The sequence below is a fragment of the Amycolatopsis sp. CA-211722 genome, from assembly GCF_056828465.1.
Map to the genome: position 1 here is coordinate 4,435,387 of NZ_CP184752.1, position 13,445 is coordinate 4,448,831.

Sequence of the window (13,445 nt, forward strand, 5' to 3'; positions counted from 1 at the left end):
GCATGACCTGCGTCACACACACGGTCGTAGTAACCCGGCAAACCGGCCGAAACATCTCCACAGGATCTCCACAGCTCACCCGGATGGTCTCCACGGCCGGTGCTTACAGTCATCCCCATGGAACTGGGTGGACGCCGGGTGCTGGTCGTCGAGGACGACGTGACCATCGCGGAGAGCATCGCCGCGCGGCTGCGGGCCGAGGGATTCACCGTCGACCTGGCGCACGACGGGCCGTCCGGCGTCGAGACCGACGCCGAGCGCGAGCCGGACCTGGTGGTGCTCGACGTGATGCTGCCGGGGTTCGACGGGCTGGAGGTCTGCCGCCGGATCCAGGCCCGCCGCCCGGTCCCGGTGCTGATGCTGACCGCCCGGTCGGACGAGACGGACATGCTGATCGGCCTCGGCGTCGGCGCGGACGACTACCTCACCAAACCGTTCTCCATGCGGGTGCTGTCGGCACGGGTGCACGCGCTGCTGCGCCGGGTCGAACGCTCGGCCAGGACCGACGTGAGCGACGCCGGCACGAAGATCGTCCTCGGTGACCTCGAAATCGACGTCGACCAGCGGCGGGTGACGCGCGCGGGAACCCAGGCCCAGCTGACGCCGATCGAGTTCGACCTCCTCGTCCACTTCGCGAAACGCCCGAGGGCGGTGCAGCCGAGGGAACGGCTGCTCAGCGAGGTCTGGGACTGGGACGTCGCGGGCACCGGGTCGGGCACCCGCGCGGTCGACAGCCACATCAAGGCGCTGCGCCGCAAACTGGGCGCCGACCTCATCCGCACCGTGCACGGCGTCGGCTACGCCCTGGAGGTGGGATCGTGAAGCTCCGCCCGCTGCTCGGCCGCGTGGTCGACGCGCTCCCGAGACCGCTCGACCCGGTCCGCTCCATCAAGCTCAAGCTCGCGATCCTGCTGGTCTCCTCGGGCGGGATCGCGTTCGCCTTCTTCAACTGGCAGATCGGCTGGCTGCCGCCGCGGACCACGATCGCCGCGATGGTGCTCGCCGTGGTGACCTCGCAGATCCTGGCGCACGGGATGACCAGGCCGCTGCGTGAGATGACCGCCGCCGCCCGCGCGATGGCCAAGGGCGACTACACCCGGCGGGTCCGGGCCACCGCCCGCGACGAGGTCGGGGAGCTGTCGCACGCCTTCAACCAGATGGCCGCCGACCTGGACGCCTCGGACCAGCGACGCCGCGAGCTGATCGCGAACGTCTCCCACGAGCTCCGCACGCCGATCACCGCGCTGAACGGGGTGCTGGAGAACCTCGTCGACGGCGTCGCCGAACCCGATCCGGCGACGCTGAAGACCGCGCTGCAGCAGACCGAGCGGCTCGGCAGGCTCGTCTCGGAACTGCTCGATCTCTCGCGGATCGACGCGGGTGCGTTCCCCTTGCAGCTGGAGGAGTTCGATCTCGAACTGCTGCTGGAGGAGGTCGCCACCGAAGCGGGCGTCACCGGTCGCGGCGCGCGCTTCTCCGTCGACGTCCAGCCGCCCGGAGCGACCGCCGTCGCCGACCGCGGGCGGCTCTACCAGGTCGTGGTCAACCTGCTCGACAACGCCGTCCGGCACGGACCCGCCGGGGGAGAGGTCCGGGTGCGGGCGGAGGCCCGCGAGGCCGACGTCGTCATCGAGGTCGAGGACGAAGGCCCCGGGATCCCGCCGGGGGAGCGGGACAGCGTGTTCGAGCGGTTCACCCGCGGTGAGCGGGCCGGTGGCGGGGGCACCGGTCTCGGGCTCGCGATCGCGCGGTGGGTGGTGGACCTGCACGACGGCAGCATCGCCGTCGTCACCCCCGAAGGACGGCCGGGCTGTGTCATCCGCGTCGTGATTCCCGTTCCGTAGGGGCTGAAGGGGACTTTCCCCGCATGCGATGGGGCGAAAGCGTCCTTCACCGCATGACATGAGGCGAGGGGGCCTTTCAGCCCTCCTTCGACTCACGATATGTGCTTTCGCAAACTGGAGGATTCGATGAGCGAAGAGCAAGAGGAGAAGCAGGCGCACGCGTCGCCGCCTTCGGCGACGACCACCCTGCCGCCCGCGCCGCCGGTGCCGGTGCCGGTACTGATGCGGCCCCGCGTGCCGCCCAAATCGGCGATCGTCCCGCTGCCCGGCTCCGTCCTGCCGGCGGCGGCGGCGGCCGGGCTGATCGCCGCCTTCGCCATGCCGGACCGGCCCGGAGCCGGGTGGTTCGTGGCCGGGCTCGCCTTCGCGGCGGCCGTCTACTTCGCCGACAGGCGCGCCCGCGGCGACGCCGAACCACACTTCCGCCTGGTCAACGCGCTGTGGGCGGCGGCCGCGCTCGGCTTGCTCGCGGTCGGCATGTTCCGTGCGTCGGTGTGGCTGAACGTGCTGTGCGTGCTGGCGGCCCTCGTCGCGGGATCCCTCGCTGTGGTCGGGAAACGCACCGTGAACACGATCGTCTACGACGTCTTCGCGGTCCCCATCGAAGCGCTGCTTTCGATCCCGTGGGTCGGGCGCGGGCTCACGAAGCTCGGCAAGAAACAGGAAGGCCGGACACGGCCGAGGTTCCTCGTGCCCGTGCTGGCGAGCGCCATGCTGCTGGTGGTGTTCGTCCCGCTGCTGCGTGGCGCGGACGCCGCGTTCGCGAGCGTCGTCGACGCGGTGATCCCCGAACTGAACCCGGGAACGTTCGTGCGCTGGGGTTTCCTGTTCGTGGTGGCCGCGTTCGCCGTCACCGGGGCGTGCTACCTGCTGGCGGCGCCCCCGCTGCCCGCCGCCGACGACGCACCGCGCAAACGGCTCGCGCACCGGCTCGAATGGACGTTGCCGCTGGGCGTGCTGGTACTGCTGTTCACGAGTTTCGTCGTGGTCCGCCTGGTCGTGTTGTTCGGCGGCACCGAATACCTGCTGGCCACGAGCGGGCTGACCGCCGCCGAATACGCCAGGAGCGGGTTCTGGCAGTTGTCCGCGATCACCGTGCTGACCCTGCTGCTCGTCGCCGCCGCGTTGCGCTGGGCACCGAAGTCCACGATGGCCGACCGCGTCTGGCAGCGAGCGCTGCTCGGCGCGTTGAGCGGGCTCAGCCTGGTGCTCGTCGCCTCGGCGTTGAGTCGCATGTGGACATACCAGCAGGCGTACGGGTTCACCGTGCTGCGGCTGCTGGTCGAGGTCTGCGAACTCTGGATCGGCCTGATCTTCGTGCTGGTGCTCGTCTCCCTGATCCCGTTGCGGCCGGCCTGGCTGCCACGCGCGGCCGTCGGCGCCGCCGTCGCGGCGCTGCTCGGGCTGGCCGTCCTCGATCCGGAACGGTTCATCGCCGACCGCAACATCGACCGGCTGGCGCACGGGAAGATGCTCGACATCCACTATCTGTCCCGGTTTTCCACCGACGTCGTGCCGTCGGCGGACCGGCTTCCGGAGCCGCTGCGGTCCTGCGTGGTCGGACCGGTCGTGCGGGGAATTTCGGAAGATGATTGGCGCGATTGGAACCTGAGCCGGTCCCTCGCGCGTCAGACCCCTGTCGCCGCGGAGGGCGGGACCGGGTGCCGGTACCCGGTCCGTCCTTGAGTCGTGACGCCACGGCCTTGATCGCCCTCGTGGGGGTGAGGGCGATCAAGGCCGAGGTGATCGGTTCCGCCGGGTCATCGAGGGGGAGACCCGGTGGGGTACGTCGGGGCCACGACGGCCTCTCGGGGCGGAAGTCCTTCGTGGCAAGGATTTGTGGCAGACGAGCGCTGGTGTCCGTTCCCCGGCCCGGGGATGTCGCGAAAGCCACTTTCGGGACATCTGACGTCCTGAAAGTGGCTTTCGCGACTCCCGCCGGGGCTTCCGGTCAGAAGGTGAAGACGCCGGCCGACTCGGCGTCGGCGACGCAGCGGTTGGCGTACGAGGTCCGGTAGGTGACCGGCTCGCCGCGCCACTTGCCGACCGCGGAGACGTCCACCGGCGAGTACTCCAGGGTGCAGGCCCGCGGTTCCGGACGGAGCCTGTCGAACTCTCCGTCCACTTCGGACAGTTTGGCGCAGGCGTTCCCGCGCGCGGGGTGGGAACCCCCGGTGGGCCCGCAGGTGAGCGAGACGGTGCCGACCCGGCCTCTGGTGTCGTGGCTGGTCAGCTGAAACGTGGATTCGGCGGGTTGCGCGGGGGCCATGCAGGCCAGCGCGAGCACGCAGGCGCCGATCGGTTCGAAGAAAGCCATATCAACCCTATCGGCTGACGTGACCCGGTCACTGTGTTCCACGCTCGGGTGAGATTTGCTCACTCGGACGTGTGGTCGTCCGCTTTTCGAATGTCGTGCGCGAGCAAAGCGACATAAAGCGAGAGCATCGACTCCGGATCTTCGAGCCGTACCCCGAGGACCTGCTCGATCCTGGCCAGCTGCTGGTAGTAGGCGGTGCGGGAAGTGTGCGCGGCGGCGGCCGCCGCGGACTTGTTGCCACCGTGCTCGCAGTAATGCCTCAACGCCTGGACGAGTCTGCTGCCCTGTGCGGCGTCCCGGCTCAGCAGCGGGCCGAGCTCCCGTGCGGCGAACGCGGTGATCCGCTCGTCACCCGCCAGCAGCTGCAGCAGTCCGCGCAACCGGACGTCGTCGAGCCGGTGGACCACCCGTTCGACGTTCTCGGCGAGCGCCGCGGCGGCCACCTGCGCGGCTTCGACGAGCGTCCGGCGCGCGTCGGCGGGCCCGCCGCCCGTGGTCCCGACCGCGACCACGGCCGGAGCGCCGGCGCGGGCTTCGTGGACGTCGTTCGCCAGCCGCCGCAGGACCGCGTCGACCCCGGCCTCGGGCGAGAGCGCGATCAGCGCGCGCACCTGGGTGTCGTCGGTGGCCACCAGCGCGGACACCTTGGCGTGCCGCGCGGCGAGCACGGTCGCTTCGGCGAGTTCCCGCAGCAGCACCGGAGTGGATTGCGCGGTCTTGGCGGTCACGGTGATCCGGGGCCGCACGGCGACCCCGACGAGCAGCCGTCCCGTCAGCGGGACACCCAGCGCGGAGGCCCGCGCGGTCAGTTCGGCGGGCGGCACCGGGTTCGCCAGCAATGCGGTCAGGATCGCGCGGTGCGCCTGCCGTTCGAGGGAGTCGGTGTCCTTGGCGACCAGCCGGTGCACCGCGAGCGCGGACGCGGCGCGTTCGGCGACCACGACGTGCCGGTGCGGCGGCGGTTCCCCGCAGACGACGACCAGCCGTCCCCAGTCGTGCCCGCGCGCGCCGACCACGGTGATCAGCCAGCCCGCGCCCGGGTGGTAACCGGTCCGCTCGCCGACCTGCACCGGCCGCGACCGGGACGGCCAGCCGGGCAGCAGTTCGCCGGGGTCGGCTCCCGCCGTGTCGTAGGCGAGGACCTCGTGCGACAGCGTCTCCAGCACGACCGGATGCTCGGTGAGCCGGGCGACCTCGCGCAGGATGTCCCCCGGCTCGGCGCCGGCGACGGTCAGCGCGGTGAAGGTCTCGTGGACCCGCTCCGCCGCGCGGAGTTCGTCGACCTGGGCATCGACGATCAGCCCGTTCACCGCCTCGGTGACCGACACGAAACGCGTCTCGCGCGAAAGGGTGATCAGCGGGACACCGTGCCGGTCCGCGGCGTCGACCAGCGCCGGCGGCAGCTTCTCGCTCCAATGGCGGACCAGTTCGACCACGATCCCGGCGACCCCGACGCCCGCCAGGTCCGCGACGTAGCGGGCCAGCGCGGCGCCGTCGTCGGGCAGCGCGACCCCGGTGGTGAGCACGAGTTCCCCGCCCCGCAGCAACGGGGCGATGTCCGCGACCTCGGCGACGTGCGCCCAGCGGACCGGCGCGTCCAGCCCCGCCGCCCCCGCCACCACGTGGGGTCTGCCCTGGCGCAGCACCGGCAGCGCGAGCACCTCGGCGACGGTCGGGTACATCGGCCTCCCACCCGGTTCGGCAACGCTGGAGACAGACTGTACGGCCGGGACCGGGAGTCCGTACACGTTGCCGATGGCGTCGGTGTGGCGCGCGCGCCCAGACTCGACCGGGAGCAGGCACCGGCGATCAGGAGGGCGGAACCCGTGACCGACCGCATCACCCATTGGATAGACGGCAAACCGTGCGAGGGCGTGAGCGAACGATCCGGGGACGTGTTCGATCCGGCCACCGGCCAGGTGAGGGCGAAGGTCGCCTTCGCCGCGCAGGACGACGTCGACGCCGCCGTCGCGGCCGCGTCCCGGGCGCTGCCGGGCTGGCGCGGGACGTCGCTGGCCGGGCGGACGCGGGTGCTGTTCGCCTTCCGTGAGCTGCTTTCGGCGCGGCGTCACGAGCTGGCGAAGATCGTCACGAGCGAGCACGGCAAGGTCGAATCCGACGCGGCGGGCGAAGTCGCGCGCGCGATCGAGAACGTCGAGTACGCCTGCGGTGCCGCGCAGATGCTCAAGGGCGGGTTCAGCGAGAACGCCTCGACCGGCGTCGACGTGTACTCGATCTCGCAGCCGTTGGGCGTGGTCGGGGTGATCTCGCCGTTCAACTTCCCGGCGATGGTCCCGCTGTGGTTCGTGCCGAACGCGCTCGCCTGCGGCAACACCGTGGTGCTCAAGCCGAGCGAGAAGGACCCGTCCGCGGCCGTGTTCATCGCCGAACTGTTCGCCGAAGCGGGCCTGCCCGACGGCGTCCTCAACGTCCTGCACGGCGACAAGGTGGCCGTCGACGGGTTGCTGGAACACCGCGACGTCAAGGCGATCTCGTTCGTCGGCTCGACGCCGATCGCGAAGTACGTCTACGAAACCGGGACCAGGCACGGGAAACGCGTGCAGGCGCTCGGCGGCGCGAAGAACCACATGGTCGTCCTCCCGGACGCCGACCTCGACCTCGCCGCCGACGCGGCCGTCTCGGCGGGCTTCGGCTCGGCGGGGGAGCGGTGCATGGCGGTGTCGGTCGTGGTCGCGGTCGACCCGGTCGGCGACGAACTGGTCGCGAAGATCGCCGAGCGGATCACGCGGCTGCGCGTCGGCGACGGCATGCGGCCCACCTCGGAGATGGGGCCGCTCGTCACCGCCGCCCATCACGAACGCGTCGAGTCCTATGTCGGCGCCGGGGTCGAGGCGGGCGCCCGGCTCGTCGTCGACGGCCGCGGCGTCGAGGTCGACGGCGAGGACGGCGGGTTCTGGCTCGGCCCGACGCTGTTCGACCACGTCACGCCGGAGATGTCGATCTACACCGACGAGATCTTCGGGCCGGTGCTCGCGGTCGCGCGGGCCGAGGGGTACGACGCGGCGCTGGAGCTGATCAACGGCAACCCCTACGGCAACGGCACCGCGATCTTCACCAACGACGGGCGGGCCGCGCGGCGATTCCAGAACGAGGTCGAGGTCGGGATGGTCGGCGTGAACGTGCCGATCCCGGTGCCGGTCGGCTACTACTCGTTCGGCGGGTGGAAGGACTCGCTGTTCGGGGACAGCCACGCGTACGGGCCGGAAGGGTTCCACTTCTTCACGCGGACGAAGGTCGTCACGTCGCGGTGGCCGGATCCCTCGCAGGGCGGGGTGAACCTCGGGTTCCCGCGCAACAGCTGACGACAACGCCTCGTGAGTGGCTAGGACGGTTAGAACCGTCCTAGCCACTCACGAGACGCGCCCCTCCTTGCCATCGCTGCCCTTGCTCGGATCCGCAGTACGTGAAGGCCCCCTTCATTGCGCTAGACGCAGTGAAGGGGGCCTTCACGTACTTTTGCTGTGACTCGCAGTCAGCAGGTACCTAAAGTAGCCTCGGTCCAGAACCGTCCTTACCGCTGAAGGGCGGGTCAGAACCGGCCGCAGTTGCCGCTGCCGGCCTGCCCGTTGAACGCGGCCTTCAGCCACTCGGTGGCATCGGTGGACGCGGTCGGCATACCCAGCGCGTGGGACAGGAACGGCGTGAAGGTCGGCAGCTCCTTCCACTGCACGTTGGCGCCCTTGCCGCACCAGTCCTTCGCCATCTGCTTGCCGACGGCGGCCGGGATGACGTCGTCCAGCGGGCTGTGTTCGACCATGACCGGCATCGTGGGCTTGATCGTGCCGATCCGGTTCTCCGCCACGATCGCGTCGAACGGCGGCTGGGAAAGGTAGGCGGAGACCGGCTTGCCCTCCTTCGTCAGCGAGCTGGTCTGCTTGTACATGAACTGGAAGACCGCGTTCAGGGTGCAGGTCTGCCGGGCCTTCAGGAACAGATCGGCCCCGGCCGGGTTGGCCAGGTCCATCAGCCTGGCCTCGGGGTAGGCCTGGTTGATGCCGATCAGCGCGTAGCCGAGGAACCCGGCGTACATCCCGCCGTCGAGCGACTTCGACAGCACGGCCTTGTCCGCGGGCGGCGCGCCGGAGTAGACGCCCTTGATGTCCAGTTCGGGCGCGTAGGTGGGGGCCAGCTCGGCGGCGGCCGCGGCGGCACTGCCGCCCTCGGAGTAGCCGGCGATCCCGACCGGGCCTCCGGTGGGCAGTCCCGTTCCCGGCAGCCGCTGCGCGGCGCGGACGACGTCGAGCACGGTGTGCGCCTCGGACAGCCGGACGACGTACGGGTGGTCACCACTGCCCTCCACCCACGGTCCGATGTAGTCGGTCTGCGCCACGGCGAACCCGGCGCCCAGCAACGCGTTGACGAATCCGCCCTGGAAACCGGAGATCAGGTCCGAGGAGCCCTCTCCCGCGAGGGTTTTCGAGGGAGCGCAGTCCGGACCCATGCCGAAGGTGAAAGGCGCGTAGGCCACGATCGGCCGTTCGCCGGGACCGGTCCACGGCTTGTCCGGCACCAGGACGGTGCCGCTCACCGCGACCTGCTTGTTCTTGTTGTCCCGGGACAGATATTGGATCCGGGTCGCCTTGGCGCCGTTGTAGGTCGAGGGCTGCGACTTGACCACGTCACCGTTTTCGCCGGCGGGAAGTGGTGACGAGGAGGTGTACACCGAATTCGTGTCCGCGCCCGCGACCGCCGTTCCCGAGGCGACCAGGGTCGCGGTCATGACGGCGATGAAAGCATGGCGGAGGAAAGAAGTCATCACTGCGCTCCACGCTGAGTCGGATTGTGCGGCCGGTGGATCAATGCCTCGATGGAAGCGTTTTCGTGCTCGCGTGGTCAATCGTGAAAAATTGTTTTGTCACGGCCGGAAGGGCGGCGGAACAGAATTCGCTCATGCCGGTCATGGCTTTCCATCCGATCGCCGGGAATCGCCGGAGCGAGCGCCCATTCCGGTTAGCATCGCCGTCATGTCGGAACCGAAGCGGTCGGCGATGCGGGTGGCCGATTCCGATCGCGAAAACGTCGCGCGAGTGTTGTACGAAGCCATGGGGGCCGGACGGATCACCGCCGGTGAACTGGAAACGAGGCTGGACGCCGTCTACGCGGCCAAGACCTTCGCGGAATTCGAGCCCGTGGTCGCCGATCTCGCTTCCGGGGGCGCGCTCGCCCTGTCCCACCCCGGAGACGGCGAGCAAGGTGGACGGCGTTCGTTCGCCGTCATGTCCGCCACCACGCGGCGGTTCGACGGGCCGCTGCCGCCGCGCCACGTCACGCGCGCGTTCTGGGGCAGCGTGCGCCTCGATCTGCGGCACGCCCGGATCGCCGGCGGATCCTGCGCGATCAGGGCGGTGGCGGTCATGGGCGGCGTCACGATCGTCGTGCCGGAGGACTTCGCCCTCGACGTCCGGGGAGCCGGCCTGATGGGCGGATTCGGCACCGGCCGCGGGACGGGGCGACGGCGCCCGGCGCCAGGCGCGCCGGTGCTGCGCGTCACGGGTTTCGCCTGGTGGGGGTCGGTGAAAGTGATCCGGAAGCCCGCGGAGGCGCTGCGCCGCTCCTCGCGCGGGCGCGGCTGACGGCCGCAAAGAAGTCCGGTGGCTCGCCGGGCACTCCACCTTCCGTAAACTCGTTGTGAGGACGAGCCGAGGGAGGTGCGGGTGGCCAACGCGGAAGAACGCCGATTCGAAGTGCTGCGCGCGATCGTCGCCGATTACGTCTCCAACCAGGAGCCCGTCGGGTCCAAGGCGATCGTCGACAGACACAACCTCGGGGTGTCCAGCGCCACGGTGCGCAACGACATGGCGGCGCTGGAGGAAGAGGGCTACATCACACAGCCCCACACCAGCGCGGGCCGGATCCCCACCGACAAGGGCTACCGCCTGTTCGTCGACCGGATCGCCGAGGTCAAACCGCTCAGCGCGGCCGAACGCCGGGCCATCACGGCCTTCCTCGACAGCGGCACCGACGTCGACGACGTCCTGCGCCGGTCGGTCCGGCTGCTCGCGCAGCTGACCAGGCAGGTCGCGGTCATCCAGTACCCGATGATGACCAACTCCGCCGTCCGCCACCTCGAAGTGGTGCCGCTCACCCCCGCGCGGCTGATGCTGGTGCTGATCACCGATTCCGGCCGCGTCGACCAGCGCACCGTCGACCTCGGGGACGTCATCACCGAAGAGAACGTCGGCAGGCTGCGCACGGTGCTCAACGGGGCACTGGCGGGCCGTCGGCTCGCCGACGCCGCGGCGTCGGTCGCCGAACTGCCCGAGAAGTCGCCGGGCGACCTGCGCGACAGCCTCACCCGCGTCTGTACCGTGCTGGTGGAATCGCTGGTCGAGCACCCCGAGGAGCGGCTGGTGCTCGGCGGCACGGCCAACCTCACCCGCAACGTCTCGGACTTCCCCGGATCGCTGCGGCAGGTGCTGGAGGCGCTTGAGGAGCAGGTCATCGTGCTCAAGCTGCTGGCGGCCGCCCGCAACCCCGGTGCGATCAGCGTGCGCATCGGTGAGGAAAATGAGGACGAGCAGATGCGCAGCACCTCGGTGGTGTCCATCGGCTACGGGATGGACGACATGCTGCTGGGCGGCATGGGCGTCGTCGGGCCGACCAGGATGGACTACCCGAACACCATCGCCGCGGTGCGCGCGGTGGCGAACTACGTGGGGCAGATCCTCTCCGGCCGCTGAACGCGGCGTTGAGGTCGAAGTCAGAAGGAGAAGGCGAAGACGGTGGCGAGGGACTATTACGGCATTCTCGGGGTTGCGAAGAACGCGACGGATCAGGAGATCAAGCGCGCGTACCGCAAGCTGGCCCGTGAACTGCACCCCGACGTCAACCCGTCGGAAGACGCTCAGCACCGCTTCGGTGAGGTGACCACCGCGTACGAGGTGCTGTCCGACCCGCAGAAGCGCAAGGTCGTCGACCTCGGCGGCGACCCGATGGACGGCGGCGCCCGCGGCGGCGGCGGAGACCCGTTCTCCGGCTTCGGCGGCCTCGGCGACATCATGGACGCCTTCTTCGGCGCCGCCGGCGGTGGTGGCGGCCGCGGCCGTGGCCCGCGCAGCCGCGTGCAGCCCGGCTCCGACGCGCTCATCCGCCTCGGCCTCACCCTCGAGGAATGCGCCACCGGCGTCGACCGCGAGATCACCGTCGACACCGCCATCGTCTGCGACCTGTGCCGCGGCGCCGGCGCGGCCGAAGGCACCGGCACCAAGACCTGTGACACCTGTGGCGGCGCGGGCGAGGTCCAGTCCGTGCAGCGGTCCTTCCTCGGCCAGGTCGTCACGGCCCGCCCCTGCCCGGTCTGCCGCGGCTTCGGCGAGGTCATCCCCGACCCGTGCCGCCAGTGCGGCGGCGACGGCCGGGTGCGTGCCCGCCGCAACGTCACCGCCAAGATCCCGCCGGGCGTCGGCGACGGCATGCGCATCCGCCTCTCCGGCCAGGGCGAGGTCGGCCCCGGCGGCGGCCCCGCCGGAGACCTGTACGTCGAGATCGACGAGGCACCGCACGAGGTGTTCGTCCGGCAGGGCAACGACCTGCACTGCAACTTCCGCATCCCGATGACCACCGCCGCCCTCGGCGCCACGGTGCCCATCGAGACGCTCGTCGACGGCGACTACGAACTCGACATCGAGCCGGGCACCCAGCCCGCCACCGAACTCGTGCTCACCGCCAAGGGCATGCCCCGGCTGCGGTCCTCCGGCCGCGTCGACGGCCGCGGCGACCTGCACGTCCACATCGACGTCGTCGTCCCGACCAAACTCGACGACGCCCAGCGCGACCTCCTCGTCGAACTCGCCCAGCAGCGCGGTGAAGACGTCCCATCGCTCGCTTCGAACGGCTCCAAGCCCGGCGGGCTGTTCTCGAAGCTGCGCACCAAGAACCACCGGTAACCCGTGCCCGAGACGACACTGCCGGTCTTCCTCACCGCCGCGCTGCCCGGCTCCGGGCGCACCACGCTCGACGGTGAGGAAGCCCGGCACGCCGCCACCGTCCGGCGCCTGCGCGTCGGCGAACGTCTCGTGCTTTCCGACGGCGAAGGCGGTATGGCGCGCTGCGTCGTCGAAGCCGTCCAGGCGGGCCGCGACGCGGCGCTCACCCTCGCCATCGAAGAACACTGGACCGAGGAACCGCCCGCACTGCGCGTCATCGTCGCCCAGGCGCTCGCGAAAGGCGACCGCGGCGAACTCGCCGTCGAACTCGCCACCGAGGCCGGAGCCGACGCCATCGTCCCCTGGCGCGCCGCACGCAGCGTCGCCCGCTGGGAAGAAGGAACCCGCGGCGACAAAGCCCTCACCCGCTGGCGCACCACCGCCCGCGCGGCCGCCAAACAAGCCCGCCGCGCCCACGTCCCCGAAGTCGCCGAACCCGTCACCACCCGGGAACTCGCCGAACTCGCCCAGACCGTTTCCCGCGCACTGGTCCTCGAATCCGGCATCACCACCCGCCTCACCGAGATCGAACTCCCGGCACAGGGCGACATCCTCCTCGTCGTCGGCCCCGAAGGCGGCATCACCGACGAAGAACTGAGCACCCTCACCGACGCCGGCGCGACCGCCATTCGGTTGGGCCCCACCGTTTTGCGCACTTCCACCGCGGCCGCCGTGGCCCTCGGGGCGCTAGGGGTTCTCACAGAACGCTGGAAGTGAAAAAACCCCCCACCAATTTGCGGCGAGTTATGGCGCGATCACGCAAACAGCCGTTACTCTCGTTAACTGACGCGCAACACACGGTTTCGGCGCGCCACTGGGGATGAGACCCGGTCGCGCGCGTGAATCCCCGCCGGGCACCTCCCCCCTCGGTCCGGCGGAGCCGCGGCGGCGGTGGGCCGACCCCCAGGGTCCACCGCGCCGCGGCATCTTCATTTCGAGGGCCTTCGCAGGCCCCGCCCCGGATCCGCGTGTTGACCCGTGGGGCCGAGCCCCACGGTGAGGTCGGCGGCGGGGGTGGTCGTGAGTGGCGTTTCGGGTCAGGGCGAAGGGTGTCTTCAGTACCTACTGGATTTTGGCTGCGGCTGATCACGGACTTGGGAGAACACAGGCGGCGTGAGTGAAGGCGTGATTGGAGGCCGCACTCGGGGTGTTCCGCCGCGGATCACGCGAGTTCCGGCTTCGATCACGTGAGTGCGGCTGATCGGTACCCCGACCGAACGGTCGCCGGCGGCCTGCCTGCTTCAAGTACCGGGGAAGGTGTGAAGGCCCCCTTCCCTCGGCTGAGCCGAGGGAAGGGGGCCTTCACGCACAGCCGTTGTGGCTGCTGGTGCGTCTGGG

11 protein-coding genes are annotated in these 13,445 nt (G+C 70.5%); 8 read left to right on the forward strand and 3 right to left on the reverse strand.

What is annotated here, in order from left to right:
- Positions 1-138 precede the first annotated feature (138 nt).
- The 3 genes from ACOCEP_RS21430 to ACOCEP_RS21440 all read left to right on the forward strand — a co-directional run bounded on the left by ACOCEP_RS21430 (position 139) and on the right by ACOCEP_RS21440 (position 3,530).
- A complete protein-coding gene (locus ACOCEP_RS21430; protein ID WP_482339782.1) occupies positions 139-822 on the forward strand; it encodes a response regulator transcription factor in 684 nt (227 codons plus the stop codon).
- Positions 819-1,844, forward strand: coding sequence for a HAMP domain-containing sensor histidine kinase (locus ACOCEP_RS21435; protein WP_482330762.1), 1,026 nt, complete (start codon positions 819-821; stop codon positions 1,842-1,844). Before ACOCEP_RS21430 ends, ACOCEP_RS21435 begins: the two co-directional genes overlap by 4 nt.
- Before the next feature lie 126 nt (positions 1,845-1,970).
- Positions 1,971-3,530: a DUF4153 domain-containing protein gene (locus tag ACOCEP_RS21440; protein WP_482330763.1), complete on the forward strand. Its 1,560-nt coding sequence runs from the start codon at positions 1,971-1,973 to the stop codon at positions 3,528-3,530.
- Between the two features lie 265 nt (positions 3,531-3,795).
- Here ACOCEP_RS21440 and ACOCEP_RS21445 read toward each other — a convergent pair whose 3' ends face one another.
- Both ACOCEP_RS21445 and ACOCEP_RS21450 read right to left on the reverse strand, forming a co-directional pair.
- Positions 3,796-4,161, reverse strand: coding sequence for an SSI family serine proteinase inhibitor (locus tag ACOCEP_RS21445; protein WP_482330764.1), 366 nt, complete (start codon positions 4,159-4,161; stop codon positions 3,796-3,798).
- A gap of 59 nt (positions 4,162-4,220) precedes the next feature.
- The gene (locus tag ACOCEP_RS21450; RefSeq protein ID WP_482330765.1) at positions 4,221-5,843 is read right to left on the reverse strand and encodes a PucR family transcriptional regulator; all 1,623 of its coding nucleotides are present in this window, start codon (positions 5,841-5,843) and stop codon (positions 4,221-4,223) included.
- 144 nt (positions 5,844-5,987) lie between these two features.
- Here ACOCEP_RS21450 and ACOCEP_RS21455 point away from each other — a divergent pair, with 144 nt between their 5' ends.
- Entirely contained in the window at positions 5,988-7,484 is a 1,497-nt protein-coding gene (locus ACOCEP_RS21455; protein WP_482330767.1) for a CoA-acylating methylmalonate-semialdehyde dehydrogenase, read from the forward strand.
- Between the two features lie 227 nt (positions 7,485-7,711).
- On the opposite strand, the gene ACOCEP_RS21460 is transcribed toward ACOCEP_RS21455, so the two are convergent.
- On the reverse strand, positions 7,712-8,902 hold the full coding sequence (locus ACOCEP_RS21460; RefSeq protein WP_482330768.1) for a lipase family protein: 1,191 nt from the start codon (positions 8,900-8,902) through the stop codon (positions 7,712-7,714).
- 244 nt (positions 8,903-9,146) lie between these two features.
- Here ACOCEP_RS21460 and ACOCEP_RS21465 point away from each other — a divergent pair, with 244 nt between their 5' ends.
- From ACOCEP_RS21465 to ACOCEP_RS21480, 4 genes are all read left to right on the forward strand, one after another.
- Entirely contained in the window at positions 9,147-9,755 is a 609-nt protein-coding gene (locus ACOCEP_RS21465) for a DUF1707 SHOCT-like domain-containing protein (protein WP_482330769.1), read from the forward strand.
- Positions 9,756-9,836: 81 nt separating this feature from the next.
- Positions 9,837-10,862 carry a heat-inducible transcriptional repressor HrcA gene (hrcA, locus tag ACOCEP_RS21470; protein ID WP_482330770.1) on the forward strand — a complete coding sequence of 342 codons (1,026 nt, stop codon included), beginning with the start codon at positions 9,837-9,839 and terminating at the stop codon, positions 10,860-10,862.
- Positions 10,863-10,904: 42 nt separating this feature from the next.
- Positions 10,905-12,068, forward strand: a complete 1,164-nt coding sequence (gene dnaJ, locus ACOCEP_RS21475) for a molecular chaperone DnaJ (RefSeq protein WP_465416264.1) — start codon at positions 10,905-10,907, stop codon at positions 12,066-12,068.
- Between the two features lie 3 nt (positions 12,069-12,071).
- Positions 12,072-12,824 (forward strand): 16S rRNA (uracil(1498)-N(3))-methyltransferase, encoded by a 753-nt coding sequence (locus ACOCEP_RS21480; protein WP_219153593.1) that lies wholly within the window; start codon positions 12,072-12,074, stop codon positions 12,822-12,824.
- The last annotated feature ends 621 nt before the right edge of the window (positions 12,825-13,445 follow it).